21 protein-coding genes and 1 pseudogene are annotated in these 16,925 nt (G+C 75.5%); 12 read left to right on the top strand and 10 right to left on the bottom strand.

What is annotated here, in order from left to right; all coding sequences use genetic code 11:
• Positions 1–39 precede the first annotated feature (39 nt).
• Positions 40–645: a hypothetical protein gene (locus tag ACPC54_RS27830; RefSeq protein ID WP_498968700.1), complete on the bottom strand. Its 606-nt coding sequence runs from the start codon at positions 643–645 to the stop codon at positions 40–42.
• Between the two features lie 15 nt (positions 646–660).
• Positions 661–1,080, bottom strand: a complete 420-nt coding sequence (locus ACPC54_RS27825) for a hypothetical protein (protein WP_498968635.1) — start codon at positions 1,078–1,080, stop codon at positions 661–663.
• Positions 1,081–1,183: 103 nt separating this feature from the next.
• On the opposite strand from ACPC54_RS27825, the gene ACPC54_RS27820 reads away from it, so the two are divergent.
• The 3 genes from ACPC54_RS27820 to ACPC54_RS27810 all read left to right on the top strand — a co-directional run bounded on the left by ACPC54_RS27820 (position 1,184) and on the right by ACPC54_RS27810 (position 2,980).
• The gene (locus tag ACPC54_RS27820) at positions 1,184–1,825 is read left to right on the top strand and encodes an alpha-ketoglutarate-dependent dioxygenase AlkB (RefSeq protein ID WP_498968633.1); all 642 of its coding nucleotides are present in this window, start codon (positions 1,184–1,186) and stop codon (positions 1,823–1,825) included.
• Positions 1,826–1,889: 64 nt separating this feature from the next.
• Positions 1,890–2,642: a VOC family protein gene (locus tag ACPC54_RS27815; protein ID WP_498968632.1), complete on the top strand. Its 753-nt coding sequence runs from the start codon at positions 1,890–1,892 to the stop codon at positions 2,640–2,642.
• Positions 2,642–2,980 carry a hypothetical protein gene (locus ACPC54_RS27810; RefSeq protein WP_498968631.1) on the top strand — a complete coding sequence of 113 codons (339 nt, stop codon included), beginning with the start codon at positions 2,642–2,644 and terminating at the stop codon, positions 2,978–2,980. Before ACPC54_RS27815 ends, ACPC54_RS27810 begins: the two co-directional genes overlap by 1 nt.
• Positions 2,981–3,048: 68 nt before the next feature.
• On the opposite strand, the pseudogene ACPC54_RS27805 reads toward ACPC54_RS27810, so the two are convergent.
• Positions 3,049–3,270: pseudogene (locus ACPC54_RS27805) on the bottom strand (ABC transporter permease subunit); the annotation flags it as partial.
• Between the two features lie 270 nt (positions 3,271–3,540).
• Between ACPC54_RS27805 and ACPC54_RS27800 the strand changes: the two are divergent.
• Entirely contained in the window at positions 3,541–4,251 is a 711-nt protein-coding gene (locus tag ACPC54_RS27800) for an alpha/beta hydrolase (protein ID WP_498968630.1), read from the top strand.
• A gap of 57 nt (positions 4,252–4,308) precedes the next feature.
• On the opposite strand, the gene ACPC54_RS27795 is transcribed toward ACPC54_RS27800, so the two are convergent.
• A complete protein-coding gene (locus tag ACPC54_RS27795; protein WP_498968628.1) occupies positions 4,309–4,848 on the bottom strand; it encodes a universal stress protein in 540 nt (179 codons plus the stop codon).
• Between the two features lie 262 nt (positions 4,849–5,110).
• On the bottom strand, positions 5,111–5,503 hold the full coding sequence (locus ACPC54_RS27790) for a ribonuclease (RefSeq protein ID WP_498968627.1): 393 nt from the start codon (positions 5,501–5,503) through the stop codon (positions 5,111–5,113).
• 323 nt (positions 5,504–5,826) lie between these two features.
• Here ACPC54_RS27790 and ACPC54_RS27785 point away from each other — a divergent pair, with 323 nt between their 5' ends.
• On the top strand, positions 5,827–7,428 hold the full coding sequence (locus ACPC54_RS27785; RefSeq protein WP_498968625.1) for a carboxyl transferase domain-containing protein: 1,602 nt from the start codon (positions 5,827–5,829) through the stop codon (positions 7,426–7,428).
• 528 nt (positions 7,429–7,956) lie between these two features.
• Complete coding sequence (locus ACPC54_RS27780) at positions 7,957–8,328, top strand: aggregation-promoting factor C-terminal-like domain-containing protein (RefSeq protein WP_498968623.1); 372 nt, start codon at positions 7,957–7,959, stop codon at positions 8,326–8,328.
• A gap of 183 nt (positions 8,329–8,511) precedes the next feature.
• Here ACPC54_RS27780 and ACPC54_RS27775 read toward each other — a convergent pair whose 3' ends face one another.
• The gene (locus tag ACPC54_RS27775; protein ID WP_498968622.1) at positions 8,512–8,973 is read right to left on the bottom strand and encodes an HD domain-containing protein; all 462 of its coding nucleotides are present in this window, start codon (positions 8,971–8,973) and stop codon (positions 8,512–8,514) included.
• Between the two features lie 192 nt (positions 8,974–9,165).
• Here ACPC54_RS27775 and ACPC54_RS27770 point away from each other — a divergent pair, with 192 nt between their 5' ends.
• Positions 9,166–10,092, top strand: a complete 927-nt coding sequence (locus ACPC54_RS27770) for an AEC family transporter (protein WP_498968621.1) — start codon at positions 9,166–9,168, stop codon at positions 10,090–10,092.
• On the opposite strand, the gene ACPC54_RS27765 is transcribed toward ACPC54_RS27770, so the two are convergent.
• Entirely contained in the window at positions 10,067–10,555 is a 489-nt protein-coding gene (locus tag ACPC54_RS27765) for a MarR family transcriptional regulator (protein WP_498968699.1), read from the bottom strand. The genes ACPC54_RS27770 and ACPC54_RS27765 overlap by 26 nt on opposite strands.
• Positions 10,556–10,693: 138 nt before the next feature.
• Here ACPC54_RS27765 and ACPC54_RS27760 point away from each other — a divergent pair, with 138 nt between their 5' ends.
• The gene (locus ACPC54_RS27760) at positions 10,694–11,596 is read left to right on the top strand and encodes an alpha/beta fold hydrolase (RefSeq protein ID WP_498968619.1); all 903 of its coding nucleotides are present in this window, start codon (positions 10,694–10,696) and stop codon (positions 11,594–11,596) included.
• A 107-nt stretch (positions 11,597–11,703) separates the two neighbouring features.
• Positions 11,704–12,078 carry a hypothetical protein gene (locus tag ACPC54_RS27755; protein WP_498968617.1) on the top strand — a complete coding sequence of 125 codons (375 nt, stop codon included), beginning with the start codon at positions 11,704–11,706 and terminating at the stop codon, positions 12,076–12,078.
• 12 nt (positions 12,079–12,090) lie between these two features.
• Here the strand turns inward: ACPC54_RS27755 and thpR are convergent, their stop codons facing one another.
• The 3 genes from thpR to ACPC54_RS27740 form a co-directional block, all read right to left on the bottom strand.
• Positions 12,091–12,708 (bottom strand): RNA 2',3'-cyclic phosphodiesterase, encoded by a 618-nt coding sequence (gene thpR, locus ACPC54_RS27750; protein WP_498968615.1) that lies wholly within the window; start codon positions 12,706–12,708, stop codon positions 12,091–12,093.
• A gap of 104 nt (positions 12,709–12,812) precedes the next feature.
• Positions 12,813–13,589: a MerR family transcriptional regulator gene (locus tag ACPC54_RS27745; protein ID WP_498968614.1), complete on the bottom strand. Its 777-nt coding sequence runs from the start codon at positions 13,587–13,589 to the stop codon at positions 12,813–12,815.
• A complete protein-coding gene (locus ACPC54_RS27740) occupies positions 13,586–14,683 on the bottom strand; it encodes a serine hydrolase domain-containing protein (RefSeq protein WP_498968613.1) in 1,098 nt (365 codons plus the stop codon). Before ACPC54_RS27740 ends, ACPC54_RS27745 begins: the two co-directional genes overlap by 4 nt.
• Positions 14,684–14,850: 167 nt before the next feature.
• Between ACPC54_RS27740 and ACPC54_RS27735 the strand changes: the two genes are divergently transcribed.
• The 3 genes from ACPC54_RS27735 to ACPC54_RS27725 all read left to right on the top strand — a co-directional run bounded on the left by ACPC54_RS27735 (position 14,851) and on the right by ACPC54_RS27725 (position 16,810).
• Complete coding sequence (locus ACPC54_RS27735) at positions 14,851–15,396, top strand: DUF6817 domain-containing protein (RefSeq protein ID WP_498968612.1); 546 nt, start codon at positions 14,851–14,853, stop codon at positions 15,394–15,396.
• Positions 15,397–15,464: 68 nt separating this feature from the next.
• The gene (locus tag ACPC54_RS27730) at positions 15,465–16,235 is read left to right on the top strand and encodes a hypothetical protein (protein WP_498968611.1); all 771 of its coding nucleotides are present in this window, start codon (positions 15,465–15,467) and stop codon (positions 16,233–16,235) included.
• 92 nt (positions 16,236–16,327) lie between these two features.
• A complete protein-coding gene (locus ACPC54_RS27725) occupies positions 16,328–16,810 on the top strand; it encodes a hypothetical protein (RefSeq protein WP_498968610.1) in 483 nt (160 codons plus the stop codon).
• Positions 16,811–16,925: the final 115 nt, after the last annotated feature.

The following is a 16,925-nucleotide window of genomic DNA, read 5'->3' as shown; positions in this document are numbered from 1 at the left end:
CCTAGACCTACAAATCCAAGGCATTCACTGAATATCGCCTTACATCGACCGGAAATCGGGTGACTGCTCCTCAGCCGCCCGCACCTCCTGCAGCAGCCCCCAGGTGAAGTCGGCCGTCCAGGACCGCACCCGCCCGTCCGCGTCCGGCGCCGCGAAGTCCAGCCGGAAGCGCGTCGGCGCACTCCCCTCCCGCGGCACCGCCCCGGGAAAGGCCGCCCCCACGTCCCCCACCACACAGCCCCACGGCACCAGGTCCACGACCGTCCGCAGCCCGGGCGCCGACACCCCCTCCGCCCGCACCAGCCACTCGTTCAGCACCGGCGCACCGATCCCGGCCGGCCCCAGCAGCACCTCGAACCGCAACCCCGGCCAGAGCGGCAGCGCCCACCGCCGGGCGACGCACTCCAGATCCCCGATCCGCCGCGGCACACTCGCCTCCGCCGCCCCCAGCACCACCGCGTACCGCCCGGCCCCGCGCGGAAACCGGGGCGACCGGACCATCGCCTGCCACCGCCTGTTCGCCTCCCGCATGCCCGCCCGCGTGACCCCGAGCCGCCGCACCGCCTCCTCCACCAGCTCGGGCCGGTAGTCGGCCATCCGCCGCAGCAGCACCAGCTGGAACTCGGTGACCCCGAAGCCGTCCATCGCCATACCCGCAGGCTAGGACCACGGCCGCTGGTCGTCCCGCCGGACGGTGCCGTCACCCTCGGGCCGCCAGCGGCGCCGGTGCCGCGACAGCCGCCAGGTCTCCGACGCCCGCCGGGCGGCACCGATCCACTCCACGAGCTCCGGCAGCGCACTCTCCCGCAGCACCCGCCGGGCCGCGGCCCGCTCGCCCGCCGGGAGCGGGGAGACCCCGATCCGCACGGTGTTCCACCACGCCGGATGGATCCCGCCCCCGTAGTTCGCGGAGAGCCGCGGCACCCACTCGACGTCCAACGCCGTCCCGTCCCCCCACGGACGACTGCCGAACTCCACCTCGACGCCCTCCGCCCCCTGCGGCCCGAGGGCGGTGCGGATGTCGGTCAGGGTGAGCGGCCACGCCAGATCGCGCGGCAGCCGGCGGCTACGGGCTGACATGCGCCCGAGAATCGCAGACCCACCGACCGAACCGCACGCGGATTTCGACCTCACTCGGCCCCTCATTCGCGCATCTGTTCGAATCTGGGCGTACGCTGGCCCCATGCAGAGCGCCGTCCACCTCCAGCCGTCGCTGTTCGACGAGGCCGACGCCGGCGGCCCCCGCCTCGGCCCGCTCGGCGGGCTGCGGCGGCTGGTGCTCGGCGACGGGGCGTGGCTGGACGTGCTGCCCGGGTGGCTGCACGGGGCCGACGAGCTGTTCGAACAGCTGGCCACGACCGTGCCGTGGCGGGCCGAGCGGCGGGAGATGTACGAGCGGACGGTCGACGTGCCGCGACTGCTCGCCTCCTACCCGGAAGACGCCGAGCCGCCGCACCCCGTCCTCGGCGAGGCCCGGGCGGCGCTGAGCCGGCACTACGCGCGGGAACTCGGCGAGCCGTTCCGCACCCTCGGCCTGTGCTACTACCGGGACGGCCGCGACAGCGTGGCCTGGCACGGCGACCGGATCGGGCGCGGCGCGCGCGAGGACACCATGGTGGCGATCCTGTCGGTCGGCGAGCCGCGCACGCTGGCGCTGCGGCCGCGGTTCGGCGGCGGGCCGGTGGTCCGCCGGCCGCTCGGGCACGGGGACCTGGTGGTGATGGGCGGCTCCTGCCAGCGCACCTGGGAGCACGCCGTCCCGAAGACGGCCCGCCCGGTGGGCCCGCGGATCAGCATCCAGTTCCGCCCGCGCGGCGTCGCCTGACGCCCGGCCCCGGTTGCCACTCGGCGGCGGGGCGCGGAGGCTGGCCGGTGGAGGGCGAGCTGGCATGTCGAAGGCAGGCAGGTACCACGAGGGCGTCCCGTGCTGGGTCGTCCTGACGGCCCCGGACGCCGCCCGGGCGGAGCGCTGCTACGGCGAGCTGTTCGGCTGGGAGTTCGTGCCGACCGGCCCCGGCCACGCGGTCGCCACCCGCTACGGCGCGCCGGTGGCGGCCGTCGATACGGAGCCGGATACGCCCGCCGACTGGACCACCCACCTGGCCTGCGCCGACCTGCGCCGCACCGCCGCGCTGGTCCGGGCCGCCGGGGGCCGGCTCGCCCGCGAGCCGTACGAGGTGCCCGACCAGGGCCGCGCCGCGATCGCCGTCGACCCGCTCGGCGCCGCGTTCGGCCTGTGGCGCGGCGACACCGTCGACGGCGCGGGGCTGGTGAACGAGCCCGGCACGCTCGTCTGGAACGAGCACCTCTCCCCCGACCCGGACGCCGCCCGCGCCTTCTACCGCCGCGTCTTCGGCTACACCTACGACCGGCCGCGCGACGGCCGCACCCTCGCCCGGCTGGCCGGGCAGCCGGTCTGCAGCCTCGGCCCCTCCGACGACCCGGCCGCCCGCTGGCTGACCCACTTCGGCACCGCCGACACAGACCGCGCCGCCGAGCGGCTGCGCGCCCTCGGCGGCTCCGTCGTCACCGCCCCCACCCCGACCCCCTTCGGCCGGGCCGCGCGCGTCCGGGACGAGGCCGGCGCGCCCTTCGTCCTGGTCGCCGTCCCGCCACCCCACGAGAACGCGGAGGCCGCCTGATGGCCGTCGACAAGACCGACCCCGCGCACCGGTTCGCCGCCCTGGTCGAGGAGTTGAAGCAGCTCCCGGGCGTCCGGCCACCCACCGCCGGCCGCCGCTTCGGCTCCGACGCCCTCACGGCGGACGGCCACATCTTCGCCATGCTCTCCGCCGGCCGCCTGGTCCTCAAGCTCCCCCGCACCCGGGTGGACGAACTGGTCGCGGCCGGCGCGGGCACCCACTTCGACGCCGGCAAGGGCAGGCCGATGCGCGAATGGCTCGCCCTCGACCCGGCCGCCGACCTCCCCTGGCCCCAACTCGCCCGCGAGGCCCACGCGTTCGTCCACGGCCGACCCTGACGGCGCTCCGTTCGGCGCCGGTGGTCAGTCCTTGACCGCGCCCGCCAGGCCGGAGACCGGACGGCGATGAAGAAGACCAGCAGCGCGGACGGCAGCGTCCGGTTCCGGGTGGCGCTGATGATGAAGGTCTTCGCGAAGACGAAGTCGTTCCACGCCGCGATGAAGGAGAACACGCTGGTCGCGGCCAGCCCGGGGGCGACGCGTGGCAGCAGGATCCGCCACAGGATGCGGGTCCGGCTCGCGCCGTCGATCCGGGCGGCCTCCTCGATGGAGACCGGTACGGCGGCGACGCCCGGAGCCGCGAAGGACGGAGCCGCGAAGGACGGAGGCGCGAAGGACGGAGAACCGGGCGGCGCAAACGCGAACGAGGCCCGGCACCTGGGAAGGCACCGGACCTCGTCCGAACTGGAGCGCCAGGCCCGGGTCGCACGGACTCTCCCCACTGAAAGTGGGACGTGCTCTGGTAGCACCACTGACGCCTGACGAGAGATCATCTCCCTCGTGACGTGAGGAACAGTACCAGTTCCCCGACCCGGCACCGAATCGAAGGCGAACCCCAGATGACCAGCACCCCACCCGAGACCACCCCGTACACGGACGACCGCCTCGCGGACCTCCACCAGCCGCCCGCGGGCACCGCCGGACCGGCGCCCGTCGTCCTGCTGTGGCACGGCTCCGGCCCCGACGAGCGCGACGTGCTCCGCCCGCTGGCGCGGGCCGCCGCCGACCTCGGACTGCTGGTCGTCGTGCCGGACTGGCGCCCGGACCGGGCGGACGGCGGCCGCGCCGACCTGCTCGCCTCGCTCGCCTTCGCCCGCCGCAACGCCGGTGCGCACGGCGGGGATCCGCGGCGGCTGGTGCTGGCCGGCTGGTCGCTGGGCGCCAAGGAGGCCGTCGCCCTCGCCACCCACCCGGACACCCCGGCCGAGCTGCGGCCCGCCGCGGTGGTCGGCGTCGCGGGCCGGTACGACACCCCGGCCGCCACCACCGGCGAGCCCGCGCTCACCGTCCTGGCGGCCCGGCCCTCCCCCGTCCCGGTCCACCTGGTGCACGGCGCCGCGGACGAGGTGGTCGCCGCCGAGCACTCGCGCGAGCTGCGGGCCGCCGTGCCGCGCGCCCGGTACCTCGAACTCCCCACCGACCACGCCGGGGTGGTGATGACCGTCTACAGCCCCGAGGCCCGCCGCTGCGTCCCCGCCACCGACCCGGCCACCCTGCGGGCCGGCCGGCGGACCGCCGCCGTCCTCGCCGAGGCCGCCGCGCGGTCGTAGCCGCCGGCACCGCCGACATCACCGACATCACCGACGCCGCCGACTGCGCCGGGCGGTTCAGCTCCCGGTGACCAACTGCCGCAGGCCGTGGCCGCGTTCGAGCGCCTCCAGGTCGCGCTGCAGGGCCGGGCGGGGGACGGTGAGCACCGGGCAGGCCGCGTGCCGGACGCAGTAGGCGGCGACGGAGGGGCGCAGCAGCCGGGAGAGGCGGCCGCGTTCGTGGCCGGCGCCGAGGACGAGGAGGTCCCCGGGGCGGTCGGCGCAGTCGACCAGGGTGCGGCCGGTCTCGCCGCGGACGGCCTGGCAGCGCAGCCGGGCGCCGGCGTGGTGGCCGGCGAAGGCCTCGTCGAGGGCCTGGCGGAGGCGGGCGACGGCGGCGTCGCGGCCGGCGGTGAGGACCGGCGGGTACGGGGTTCGGCGGTAGCCGAGGTCGTCGCCGGGCGGGGTCCAGCACAGGACGGCGAGGATGTCGGCGTCGGTGCGGCGGGCCTCGGCGACGGCGTGGTGGAGGGCGGCGATGCTGCCGAGCGAACCGCTGACGCCGACCACGATCCGGCCCTCCGCCGGGTTCGTCCCGCCCACTGCGCCGTCCTTCATGGCCTGGACCGCCTCTCCGCCCGCTTCGCCGAACCGTCATCCCAGCAAAGCGGCGGCCGGCCGCCCGGCCGAGGCCCGTTGACGCGGTCCTGACGCGGCGCGGGACGTTCCGTACGCGTCCCTGATGTGCGCGCCCCCAGGCCGGGACGGCACGCGGACGCGCCCGCCCCGGCGTCCCCGCCGTGCGGCCCCGGCGCCGAGGCGCGCCGGGACCGCGCGGCGGGAACGCGCCGCAGCGGCGGCGGATCCGGCGGGGCGTCGGTCAGCAGGTCTGGTCGATCAGCGAGAACGTGGCGTAGTGGTCGCCGGTGTAGTAGTCCTCCTGGTTGCCCTGGCCGGTGACGATCCGCCGGGCGCCTCTGGTCGGGGCGCCCGGGGTGATGACGGTGTACTCGTGGTAGTAGCCGTAGGACTGGGACGGCAGGACGTAGCCCCGGTTCTGGAACACCACGCCGTCCTGCGAGTACGGGAACGGCCCGTCGGTGGCGATCAGGTTGAGGGTGTCGTTGGCCTCCGGCGGGAGGGCGGTCAGACAGACCGTGCCGCTCACGTCGGCGTGGGCGTCGGTCGCGACGGCGACGGGCGCGAGGGTCATCATGGCGACGGCGGCGACGGAGGCAGCGCGGGTCTTCCACGCGCGTAGAGTGCGAGTCATGCCCCCAGTGTGGCGAGACACGGACAACTCCGGAAGCCTCACAGCCAACAATTAACCGGCGGGTAACTCCCCTGTCCGACCAGCGACTTGACCAGTACTCCGACTCTCCGGCGGATCTCCGGCCAAGCGCCCACGAACCGTCCGGACGGCCCATGGGTCGACCGCCATCGAACTAAGCGCACCGCCGCCCGCGCCCCGCTTCCACCATCGTCACCGCCCACCCTGTCGGCCTTCTCACACCTTCCCGGACTCCGCCCCACCCCGCCCCCGCCGCATAGAGTGACGGATCGTGTCGAGCCGGAACGATCTCTGACGGAGTGGACATGAGCACGGGCGGGACGGACGGGACGGGCAGCGGCAGCACGGGCGGCGGCAGCACGGGCGGCGGCAGCGACAACGACAGCGGAAGCCGCAAGGCCTCGGCGGCCGCCCCGCTGACCGCGCACCAGCTCGTCGGCCTGCTGGTCGACCCGGACGGCTTCCGCAGCTGGGACGAACCCCCGGCCGGCCCGCCCGCCGACCCCGACTACCGCGCCGCGCTCGACCGGGCCCGCGCCCGCACCGGGCTGGACGAGGCCGTGCTCACCGGCGTCGGCCTGATCGACGGCCGGCCGGTCGCCCTCGTCGCCTCCGAGTTCGGCTTCCTCGGCGGCTCGATCGGCGTCGCCACCGCCGAACGCATCACCCGGGCCGTCGAACGCGCCACCGCCGAACGCCTGCCGCTGCTGGCCCTGCCCGTCTCGGGCGGCACCCGGATGCAGGAGGGCTCGGCGGCCTTCCTCTGCATGCTGCGGATCACCGCCGCCGTCCAGGCGCACCGCGCCGCCGGCCTCCCCTACCTCACCTACCTGCGCAACCCGACCATGGGCGGGGTCTTCGCCTCCTGGGGCACGCTCGGCCACCTGGTGTTCGCCGAACCCGCCGCCCGGCTGGGCTTCCTCGGCCCGCGCGTGTACGAGGAGCTGCGCGGCGTGGAGCTGCCGCCGGACGTCCAGCGGGCGGAGACCCTGGCCGGGCGGGGGCTGGTGGACGCCGTGGTGCCGCCGCGGGAACTGCGCGAGCTGGTCCGCCGCACCCTCGCCGTGCTGGCCGCGACGCCGTCCCCTGCTCTCCCCCCTCTCCCCCCTCTCCCCTCTTCTCCTCCCCTCGCACCGGAACCCGCAGACGCCTGGGACTCCGTCCTCCGCACCCGCCGCCCCGACCGCCCGGGCACCCGCGAGCTGCTGCGCCACACCGCCGAGGACCTGGTGCTGCTGGACGCCCCCGGCGGGCGCGGCGGCGCGCTGGTGCGGGCGCTCGCCGTCCTCGGCGGCCGGCCCGTCCTGGTCGTCGGCCAGCAGCGCCGCACCCCGGAGCACGAGCGCCCGTTCACCGCCGCCGACCTGCGGGCCGTACGCCGCACCGCTCGGCTGGCCGAACAGCTGGGCCTGCCGCTGGTCACCGTGGTGGACACGGCCGGGGCCGAGCTCTCCGCCGACGCCGAGCTGGACGGCATCGCGGTCGAGATCGCGTACTGCCTGACCACCCTGCTCGCACTGCGCACGCCCGTCCTCGCCGTCCTGCTCGGCCAGGGCTCCGGCGGCGGCGCACTGGCGCTCCTCCCGGCGGACCGGGTGATCGCGGCCGGGCACGCCTGGCTGGCGCCGCTCCCGCCCGAGGGCGCGTCCGCGATCGTCCACCGGGACGGCGCGCACGCCGCCGAGCTGGCCCGTACCCAGGGCATCGGGGCCGGGCAGCTGGCCGGGGTGGGGCTGGTGGACGAGGTGGTGCCCGAGCTGCCGGACGCCGCCGAGGAGCCGGCCGCGTTCTGCGCGCGACTGGGCCGGGCGGTCGGTGCGGCGCTCGGTGCGCTCGCGGAGCTGCCGGAGGCGCGGCGGCTGGCGGAGCGGGCGGTCCGGCACCGGCGGCTCGGCGACCCGCGCTGAACCTCGCCCCCTCTTTCACCTGCGAGGTGTGGCGCCGGTCTCAACCACCACCTGCGAGGTGTGGCGCCGGTCTCAACCACGACCGAGATCGTCAGTACGCAAAGTGCTGCCGCCGGAACCGGCGGGTGACGGCCGCGGGCGCCGAACGGTGAGTGCGCTCACACCCCGACCGCATCCACGACGCCCGATAGGAGTCCCCGGCGGGCCCCACGCCGAACCGCCCGGACCGGCGCCCGCACGGCCCGGCACCGGCCTCGACCGCCCCGCGCACCCGCCTTCGAATCGACGGCGGCCACGCCGCATACGACGCCAGGTCGTAATGAGGGGGTCTTGGCGACGGCCGATCCGGTCTGGCAACAATGGCTCTCGTCGTCAGCCGCACCGGCACCTGTCCCCCCGGTGAACGGCTTGCTGCCGAGTCGCGCCCCGCGACCGTCATGGCCCCTGTCCGGCCACGGTCCCGGGCGGGGTGCGACCCGGCCCAACCCGATTGAGGTCTTGTTCTACATGCCCGCTTTCAAGCTCCGTATGCGTACTTCCGCCGCGATTCTCGCCGGCGCCGCCGCTCTGACCGGCCTCGGTGCGGCCGTGCTGCCCGCCACCGCCGCGAGCGCCGCGACCCCGCAGAGCGTCGCCGCGCAGATCGTCCCGGCGAACCAGCTGGCCTCGTTCAACCAGATCATCACCCACGAGTCCGGCTGGAACGTGACCGCGACCAACCCCAGCTCGGGCGCGTACGGCCTGGCCCAGGCACTGCCGGGCTCCAAGATGGCCTCCGCCGGCTCCGACTGGCAGACCAACCCGGCCACCCAGATCAAGTGGGCGCTGGACTACATGAACTCCCGTTACGGCAGCCCGAACGCCGCCTGGAACTTCTGGCAGGCCAACCACTGGTACTAAGCCGCCCCCACACCGGCGCACCTGACCACTCCCCCCACACCCCGGGGGCCGGACAGGGGCTCCCGAGGTGATCCGACAGGGCCCGGCCCCTCGCGCAACCCGCGCGGGGCCGGGCCCTGTCGTGCGTCGCGGCGCGCCCGACCGCTCCCGGACCGCTCCCCGACCGGGCGGGGCGGGGCGGGCTCAGAGTTCGCCGGTGAGGCCGAGCAGTTCGCGCATCCGGGCGTACTTGGCGGCGAGCCGTTCGGCGGTGGCCGGGGGCAGTGCGGCGAGGCGGGCCGGGTCGGAGTTGTGGGCCAGGTCGGCGCGCTTGACCAGCAGGGCGCCGGGCGTGGCGAGGATCCGCGCGGTGTACTCCTCCAGCGGCTCGTCGGGGCGGCGGGTGAGCGCGTCGACGATCGCCTTGGTCTCCTCGGGCAGCGCGGCCTCCGCCAGCCACTCGCGGCTCAGCCGGTCGTCCTCGACGGTGTCGTGCAGCCAGCCCGCCGCGATCTGCGCCTCGCTGCCGCCGCGTGCGGCCGTCCCGCCCGCGACCGCCGCGATGTGCTCCGCGTACGGGTGCCCGAGCTTGTCCACCTGCCCCTGGTGGGCACGGCGTGCGACGGTCTCGACCTCGGACAGGCTCAGGTACCGGTCATGCTCCATCTCCCCATCCTAGGACCCGCCTTCGGCCCTCGTCCGGCAGCGGGCCCCGGGGCGCCGACCGGTCCGCGGACGGCCACTGGTTTACTGCCCCGGGCGGGCGATCCCCGCCCCACCCGCACCACAGGCACCACCCGCACCACCGCGGCCGCCCACCCCGCCCGGCCGTCGCCAGTCCGAGCGAACCGAGGAACCATGGCCTCCCTGCACCCGCTGCTCTCCGGCTTCGCCCCGATCTGGGCGCTCACCGGGGTCGGCTACCTGGTCGGCCGCAGCAGACTGCTCGGGGCACAGGCGGAGGCGGTGCTGACCAAGTTCGTCTTCCACGTGGCGATGCCGGCCGCGCTGTTCCTGATGATCTCCCGCACCCCGCTGGATCGTTTCGCCAACCCCTCCATGCTCGCCTTCGCCGCCGGCACCGCCGCCGCGACCGGCCTCGGGCTGCTCGCCGGGCACCTGCTGTTCCGCCGCAGGAGCGGCGAACTCGTCATCGGCGCCATGGCCTCCGGGTACGTCAACTCGGCCAACCTCGGCATCCCCGTCGCCATGCAGGTCGTGGGCGACGCCTCCTTCGTCGCGCCGGTGGTGCTGTTCCAGATCCTGCTGGTCACCCCCACCGCGCTGGCGGTGCTCGACAGCGGCGCGGCCGGCCGCCGGGCGCTGCTCACGCTGCCGCTGCGCAACCCGATCCTGCTGGCCACCGCACTCGGGGCGGTGTGCTCGGCGACCGCACTGCACCTGCCCGCCGAACTGAACCGCTCGGCCGAACTGCTCGGCGGCGCCGGCGTGCCCACCGCCCTGGTCGCCCTCGGCATGTCGCTGCACAACCGCCCGCCGGCCGAAGGCCGTTCGCGCCTCGCCGAGACCGGGCTGACCGTCGCGATCAAGACCCTCGTGCAGCCGCTGGCCGCACTCGCCGTCGCCGGTCCGCTGCTGCACCTGCCCACGCACCAGCTGCTCACCGTGGTGCTCTTCTCCGCGCTGCCCACCGCGCAGAACGTGTACACCTACGCGCGCGAGTACGGGCGGAGCACCGGGCTCGCCCGGGACGCGGTGCTGTGGTCGACGCTGGTGTCGATGGCCACGCTGTCGGTGATCAGCTGGTCCCTCGGGCCCTCCTGAGCCCCGACTCCGGCTCCGACTCCGATGCCGACGCCGACGCCGCGGCCGCGACCGCCCCGGTCATCGCCTCCAGGAAGCGCCGGGCCGTCGCCAGCTCCGCCGGGTCGAACTCCCCCATCGCCGCGACCAGTTCGCCGATCAGCCCGCCGAAGAAGCCCTCCCCCATCTCCATCGCCCGCTGCTCCACCACCAGGTGCACCCGCCGCCGGTCCCGCGAGTCCCGTTCGCGGCGGATGAGCCCGAGCCGCTCCAGCCGGTCCACCAGGCCGGTGGTGCCCGCCGAGTTGAGCCGCAGCGCCTCCCCGAGCCGGCCCGGGGTGACCACCCGGCCGGCCCGGGCGGCGTCCAGCAGGTGGATCAGCGCGCGCAGGTCGGTCGGGTGCAGTTTGTTGCGGGACGCGAACTCGGCGCCGAACAGGTCGAGTTCGACGGTCAGGCCGCGCAGCAGGTGGACCAGCCGCATCGGTTCCGGCTGCGGTGAGACCTCGGACACCCTCTTCTCCGTCCCGGGCACACGTATGCCACTATTCTCTCGCTGAGCGAGATACTTGTTCTGCGAGTGACCCCATCATGCCCTGATGACCGCCGCGGAGGCACACCCATGCCCGCCACACCCGCTCCCCTCACCTCCCAGCACACCCGGCGCACCGCCGCCTTCCTCGCCGCCTACGACGCCCAGCTCGCCCGCTGGCCCGTCCCCGTCGAGCCGGTCACCGTCCGCACCGCCCACGGCACCACCCGGATCAACGCCTGCGGCCCGCGCGACGGCCGCCCGCTCGTCCTCGTGCACGGCGGCGGCGCCACCTCCACCATGTGGTTCGCCAACGCCGCCGCCTGGGCCGAAGCCGGCCACCGCGTCCTCGCCGTCGACCTCATCGGCGACCCGGGGCGCAGCGTCCACGACGGCGCCACGCTCGCCGGCCTCCCCGGCCTGCTCGGCTGGATCGACGCCGTGCTCGACGCCCTCGACATCCCCGAGGCCGACCTCTGCGGCCACTCCTACGGCGGCTGGATCGCCCTGCAGTACGCGCTCCACGCGCCCGCCCGGACCGGTCGGCTCGCCCTGCTCGACCCCACCCAGTGCTTCGCCGGCTTCCGCCCCGGCTACCTCCTGCGCGCCCTCCCGCTCTTCCTCCCCCGCCGCACCCCGGACCGCGCCCGCCGCTACCTCGACTGGGAGTCCGGCGGCAGCGACCACCTCGACCACGGCTGGCGCGAGCTGTACGCCCTCGGCTACGCCGACTTCCCCGCCTCCCCCGTCGTCACCGGCCCCCGCCCCACCCCCGCCCGCCTCCGCACCCTCGCCGCCCCCGTCCTCACCCTCCTCGCCGAGCACAGCCGGCCCCACGACGCCCAGCGGGTCGCGGCCGCCGCCCGCTCCGCCCTGCCGACCGCCACCGTCGCCGTCATTCCGGGCACGACCCACCACAACCTGCCGATGACGGGCGCGGCCCAGGTCAACGAGCGGGTGGCCGCCTTCCTCGCCGCCACCGCCCGCACCTGACGCCTGACGCCTGCCACCGGCCGCCGGCGGTCCGGTACCGTGACGCGCCCGGCGGATAATCGTCGGACGGCAGCACGGACCGGCATCGACGGAGAGGCGGAGCACGGATGACCCTGGAGGAAGGCCGGCGCGTCCGGCTCGCCGAGGACCTCGGGATCGGCGAGGCAGTCGCCGGGGAGCCCGCGGGCGTCGTCGGGTTCCTCTCGCTCGGGGCCGGGATCGAGGGCACCGTCGAGCGCGTGGACGGCGAACTGCCCCAGAGCCACGAGGTCGTCGAGTACCAGCGCCTCAAGGCACTGCTCGACGACTACGGGCACACCATGCCGGCGGCCAGCCGCGAGCGGCTGCGGACGGAGATCGCCGCACTGGAGCCGCAGTGGGCCGCCTACCGGGAGGCGGGGAGCAAGGTGACCGTCCGGGTCCGGCTGGACAACGGCCTCGTCCTCGACGGGGCCCACCAGGACATCCTCACCCCCCTGTGACGGCGGACGCCCCTACGGCTCGGCGGGCGCGCCGTCGCCCCCGGCCCGGACCGCGGCGCCGAGTCGCCAGGACTCGATGTCGCGGTACCGGATCGGCCCGGGGCCGCGGCCGATGTTGCTGCCGACCAGGTGCAGCCGCTCGGCGAGCCAGGGCCGCCCCACGAACCCGGCGAGCCCGGCCGCGGCCTGCGGCACGCTGGTGGAGTCGTCGCGACGGGCCCGCGCCAGCGTCAGGTGGGGCCGCAGCGGACGGCTCCTGAACGCGATCCCGCAGGACCGGACCAGCTCCCGGACGTCGTCGGCGAGCAGGTGCAGCCCCTCCAGGTCCCCGTCGATCCCGCTCCACAGCAGCCGCTCGTCGAACTGGCCGCCGCCCCGCAGTCCCAGCCGCAGAGCCGGGCGCGCCGCCGCCAGGCCCGCCAGCACCGACCGCAGCAACGGCACGGCCGTGGCGGGCAGTTCACCGAGGAAGGCGAGCGTGATGTGCCAGTCCTCGATCCGGTTCCACCGCAGCCGCGGATACCCGGCGTAGGCGGGCTCCAGGGCCCGGGCCAGCTCGTCCTTGGCCTCGTCGGGCGGAGCCAGCGCGACGAAGACACGCAGGGTCGAGGGCTCGGGGTGATCGTCCACAAGGGATGTCTAGCACCCCCGGCACCCACCGCCAACCAGAGCCGCCGCGCTCGCCGACTCGCGGGCTCACCGGCTCGCGGTCGGCCGCGGTGCCCTCCGGTCCTTCACCGGGGTGGCATGCGGACGCCCGCGGCGCGGAGTCCGGCCTCGGTGAGGGCGGTCAGGCGGGCCGCGACCGGGGTTCGGTCCTCGCGGTGGTGGTTGATCAGCTGGTACTGGGCCGACGCCCTGGCCCAGGCCTGGCGGGTGGCGCGGTCGCCGAGCAGTGCGGGGTTGGCCAGGTAGCGCTCGGCCATGGCGGCGGCCAGTTCCTCGATCCGCGGGTCGTCCGGGTCCCAGCTCTCGGCCTCCCAGCCGCGCTTGACCAGGTCGACGTACTCGGGGTCGTCCAGCCCGTGTTCGAGCTGGGTCAGGAAGCCGTCGAGGACCTCGGGCACCAGCGCCCGGGCCAGCACCAGGGCCTCGCGTTGCGCGGCCACGTAGGCGGGGTCGAAGCCGAGCCCGGGCATCCGGTCCAGCACGGCGCAGGCGCGGTCGGGCAGCAGGGCCCGGTCGCCGTCGGCGAGCCGGTGCAGGGTGTCGCGGCGGGCGACCAGCTCGTCGATGCGCTCGGTGAGCTGCCGCCCGACGTCGGCGAGCGCGGCGTCGAACCCTTCGGCGTCGGCGTCGAGCATCGGCCCGATATCGGCCAGTGGCACGCCCGCGGCGGCCAGCGTCCGCACCTGCACCAGCTGCAGCAACTCGCCGGACCCGTACCGCCGGTAGCCGGAGCCGTCCCGCTCCGGCTCCACCACCAGGCCGAGCTTGTGGTAGTGCCGCACCGTCTTCACCGTGACGCCGACGAACGCCGCCGCCCGCCCGATCGTGACCCCGTTGCTCATCGGGCCAGCTTGCCGCAGAACACCGCCTCGACGAAACGCTGTTGGGCGGCCTGGAAGGCCGGCGCGATCGACAGGCCGGCGTCGTCCACCCAGGTCAGCCCGGCGGTCAGGGTCGTACTGCCGTCCGCCGTGCTGTACATCAGCGCCGCCGAGCCCATGGTGGCGCCGTTGTGGTGGAACACGGTGCCGGCCTCCGTCTCCTGGGCGAACACCCCCAGGCCGTAGCCGACGCTCGCCTCCGGCGTGCGCATCTCGGCCAGCAGCGCGGGCGGCAGGAGCCGGCCGGCCATCAGCGCGGAGAAGTAGCCGTGCAGGTCCCGGGTGGTCGAGATCATGTCGCCGCCGGCCCCGACCCACGACGGGTTCTGCCGGGTGACGTCGACCGTCCGCTCCCGCCCGCCGTCGTCGTAGCGGTAGTAGCCGTGGTTGTGCGGCTCGGGGATCTCCGGCGAGGCGCCCGGCGCCACGGTGCCGGTCAGCCCCAGCGGGCGCAGCACCAGCCGCCGGAGCTCCTCGGCGAACGGCCGGCCGGTGACCTGCTCGACCACCAGCCGGGCCAGCACGTAGTTGGTGTTCGCGTAGCTCCAGCCCGCACCCGGCTCGAACCGCGCCGGCCGGGACAGCGACAGCCGCACCAGCTCCTCGGGCGGGTAGGTCCGGAACCGGTTGTCCACCCACTCCTTGCCCCGCCAGGGGACACCCAGCACGATCGTGCCGTCCTCGTAGAGCTCGCCGGTGTGGTTGAAGATCCCGCTGGTGTGCTGCAGCAGCATCCGCACGGTGATCCGCCGGTCGAGACCGAACCCGGGCAGCTGGTCGGCGACCGGGTCGTCCAGGCCGAGCCGGCCCTCGGCGACCAGCAGGAGCACCGTGGTGGCGACGAAGCTCTTGGTGGTGCTGCCGATCCGGAAGTGCCCGTCCGTCAGCGGCTCGGCGCCGCGACCCAGCTCGCGCGCACCGGCGCTGCCGACCCACTCGCCGCGCTCGTCGTTCACCCGGAGCTGGATCCCGAGGAAGCCGGAGCCGACCAGCTCCTCGATCGCCTCCCGCAGCTCCGGACGGTCCTGCGCCTGGCCGGAAAGGTCGGTGGACATGCTGCTCCCTCACATCGGTGGTCTCCGGGGCGGCGTCGCCCCGCTGCGAGGAGCCTCCACCCTGACCCGAGGTCAACCTCAACCGTGATCCGGCTCACAGGACTTCCGTCCTGCGATCGTGGCAGGCTCTGGACCGGACGATGACCGTTCGAGCGAGTGAGGGTGGAATGACCGCAAGAGCGCTGGCGATCCTGCAGGCGGCCGGAGCCGGGACGATCGAACACCCCGGTGGAACGCTGCTGGCGCACCTGCAGCGCGTCAGCGGCCTCCTCGCCTCCTGGGGCGCCCGCCCGGCGCTGGTGTCGGCCGGGCTCTGCCACGCGTTCTACGGGACCGACGGGTTCCCGGTCGCGCTGCTGGACCTGGACCGCCGGGCGGAACTGGTCGAGGCGATCGGCGCCGAGGCCGAAGCACTCGTCCACTTCTACGCCTCCTGCGACCGCGCCTCCTCCTACCGCGGACTCGCCGACGAACACGGCACCTTCGTCGACCGGTTCACCGGCGCGCCGACCCGGCCGGGCCTCGCGGCGCGGCGGGACTTCGCCGAACTCACCGCCGCCAACGAGCTGGACATCGCCGCGATCAGCCCGGAGATCCGCGAGCGCCACGGCGCCGAACTCCTCGACCTCTTCACCCGGTGGCAGCCGCTGCTGTCCGCACCGGCCCGGGCACACTGCCGCAGCGTGCTGGGCGAACCCGGCCGGGAGAACTGACGAATCGCCCGCGAGCCGCGCCGATGGTGTGACGCCGGAGCCGGGGCGGCGGGCCATAGCCTGGCCGGATGAGCGGATCCAGGGCGACGGGCGGGGCGCGGGCGGGTGCCGAGCACGTGATGGCCCCGGCCGTGCTGTTCGCGATCCCGGTGCTCAAGCTCGCCTGGACGCTCGGCGGCGGCGACGCCGCGCGGGACGCCCTGTCGGCCATGGGGCCGGCCAACTGGGTCGACGTCGTCATCGGCATGTTCCTCGCCGAACCGGTGCTCGCCGCCGTCCTGGCGGCGGTGGCCTGCCACCTCACCTACGCCTACCGGGCCGCCCACGGGGGCGCAGCCCGCCACCGGGAGCGCGGCCGGATCGCGACGGCGGCCGCCGCGTCGATCGTCCCGCTCGCGGCCGGAGTGGTGGTCGGGGCCTTCAACGGCCTGTGGTGGGGCGTGGCCTCGGGCGCGCTGGGCTACCTGCTGCGGCTCGGCGTCATCGCCGAGTACCGGACCGGCGCCCGCTCCGCCGACACCGGCCACCGCACCGGCCGGCCCGCCACCTCGTTCCGGCCCCGGGCGGCCGAGGCGCTCCGGGTCGCCGCCCTGCTGCTCGCCCTGGCCGTCCTCCCCGCCCTCGCCGTCTCGGCCGCGCTCAACGGCCGTTCCTGGACCAGCGTCCTGAGCTGCGACGTCGACACCGGCGCCGGGCCGCGGCGCGCCCGCGTGGTCGAGCTCGACCGCTCCGCCCCGGGCGTGGTCGGCTGGGACCTCTCCGCCCGCGAGGTGGTCAGCGGCACCAACTGCGCCGTCGAGGCCGACGACGTCATCCGCCCGCCCTGGTGGCGCAGCTAGACCCTCGCCCTGGTGGCGAGGCCGGACCCTCGCTCCAGCCCGGCCCGAAAACCCGGGGCGCCCGCGCGCCGCCCTTCGGAACAATGCCGGGCATGGACCAGCTGCACACGCTCACCTGGCAGTACGTCGCCGGGCTCGTCCCGTCCGAGGACCTGCCGATGGCGGCCGCCCGCCTGCTCGCGGCGGGCCTGGACTCGCCCGCGCTGCGCGACCTCGCCGGACGCCCCCGCCACGACCCCATCCACGAGCTGTTCCTGACGGCCCTGGCCGAACTGGGCGCCGCCCTCCCCGACGAGGCGACCGCCGAGCGCCACCTGCTCCACCACCTCGCCGCACGGGTCACGGCCGGCGAGCTGACACCCCGCGGCCTCGCGGCCGAGGTCTGGCGCGGCACCGGCCTCACCGCGGCCCGCACCGACGCCGAACGCGCCCTCCTCGACGCGGTGGGCGCCGAGTACCACCTCGCCCACCTCGCGGAGGCACGGCCGCAGGACGTCCCGGCCTGGGCCGCGAAGGTCCAGGCGGCGGCCCGCCGGCTCGCCCACGACGCGTCCGCGTCCGCGGCCGCCGGGTAGCGCGCGGGGGGCACGCGCGGGGCGACCGAAAACCGCCTGATCGTCAAATCCCCACTATGGCAAGGGACTTGGCGATGGCAGACTGTCGGCCCGCAGGCACCCCACGTCCCCACTC

Source organism: Kitasatospora sp. NPDC094028, assembly GCF_049543595.1.
GTDB lineage: Bacteria > Actinomycetota > Actinomycetes > Streptomycetales > Streptomycetaceae > Kitasatospora.
The sequence above is the reverse complement of the archived record's forward strand: the minus strand, read 5'-3'. Positions and strand labels throughout refer to the sequence as shown.

Excerpts from the sequence above, each read along its gene's own strand:
- ACPC54_RS27820 (WP_498968633.1), top strand. The coding sequence starts at position 1,184 with ATGCAGAGCGCCGTCCACCTCCAGCCGTCGCTGTTCGACGAGGCCGAC.
- ACPC54_RS27740 (WP_498968613.1), bottom strand. The coding sequence starts at position 14,683 with ATGTCCACCGACCTTTCCGGCCAGGCGCAGGACCGTCCGGAGCTGCGG.
- ACPC54_RS27825 (WP_498968635.1), bottom strand. The coding sequence starts at position 1,080 with ATGTCAGCCCGTAGCCGCCGGCTGCCGCGCGATCTGGCGTGGCCGCTC.
- ACPC54_RS27730 (WP_498968611.1), top strand. The coding sequence starts at position 15,465 with ATGAGCGGATCCAGGGCGACGGGCGGGGCGCGGGCGGGTGCCGAGCAC.
- ACPC54_RS27770 (WP_498968621.1), top strand. The coding sequence starts at position 9,166 with ATGGCCTCCCTGCACCCGCTGCTCTCCGGCTTCGCCCCGATCTGGGCG.
- ACPC54_RS27815 (WP_498968632.1), top strand. The coding sequence starts at position 1,890 with ATGTCGAAGGCAGGCAGGTACCACGAGGGCGTCCCGTGCTGGGTCGTC.
- ACPC54_RS27785 (WP_498968625.1), top strand. The coding sequence starts at position 5,827 with ATGAGCACGGGCGGGACGGACGGGACGGGCAGCGGCAGCACGGGCGGC.
- ACPC54_RS27760 (WP_498968619.1), top strand. The coding sequence starts at position 10,694 with ATGCCCGCCACACCCGCTCCCCTCACCTCCCAGCACACCCGGCGCACC.
- ACPC54_RS27745 (WP_498968614.1), bottom strand. The coding sequence starts at position 13,589 with ATGAGCAACGGGGTCACGATCGGGCGGGCGGCGGCGTTCGTCGGCGTC.
- ACPC54_RS27725 (WP_498968610.1), top strand. The coding sequence starts at position 16,328 with ATGGACCAGCTGCACACGCTCACCTGGCAGTACGTCGCCGGGCTCGTC.
- ACPC54_RS27830 (WP_498968700.1), bottom strand. The coding sequence starts at position 645 with ATGGACGGCTTCGGGGTCACCGAGTTCCAGCTGGTGCTGCTGCGGCGG.
- ACPC54_RS27810 (WP_498968631.1), top strand. The coding sequence starts at position 2,642 with ATGGCCGTCGACAAGACCGACCCCGCGCACCGGTTCGCCGCCCTGGTC.
- ACPC54_RS27795 (WP_498968628.1), bottom strand. The coding sequence starts at position 4,848 with ATGAAGGACGGCGCAGTGGGCGGGACGAACCCGGCGGAGGGCCGGATC.
- ACPC54_RS27735 (WP_498968612.1), top strand. The coding sequence starts at position 14,851 with ATGACCGCAAGAGCGCTGGCGATCCTGCAGGCGGCCGGAGCCGGGACG.
- ACPC54_RS27800 (WP_498968630.1), top strand. The coding sequence starts at position 3,541 with ATGACCAGCACCCCACCCGAGACCACCCCGTACACGGACGACCGCCTC.
- ACPC54_RS27755 (WP_498968617.1), top strand. The coding sequence starts at position 11,704 with ATGACCCTGGAGGAAGGCCGGCGCGTCCGGCTCGCCGAGGACCTCGGG.
- ACPC54_RS27765 (WP_498968699.1), bottom strand. The coding sequence starts at position 10,555 with ATGCGGCTGGTCCACCTGCTGCGCGGCCTGACCGTCGAACTCGACCTG.
- ACPC54_RS27780 (WP_498968623.1), top strand. The coding sequence starts at position 7,957 with ATGCGTACTTCCGCCGCGATTCTCGCCGGCGCCGCCGCTCTGACCGGC.
- ACPC54_RS27775 (WP_498968622.1), bottom strand. The coding sequence starts at position 8,973 with ATGGAGCATGACCGGTACCTGAGCCTGTCCGAGGTCGAGACCGTCGCA.
- ACPC54_RS27790 (WP_498968627.1), bottom strand. The coding sequence starts at position 5,503 with ATGACTCGCACTCTACGCGCGTGGAAGACCCGCGCTGCCTCCGTCGCC.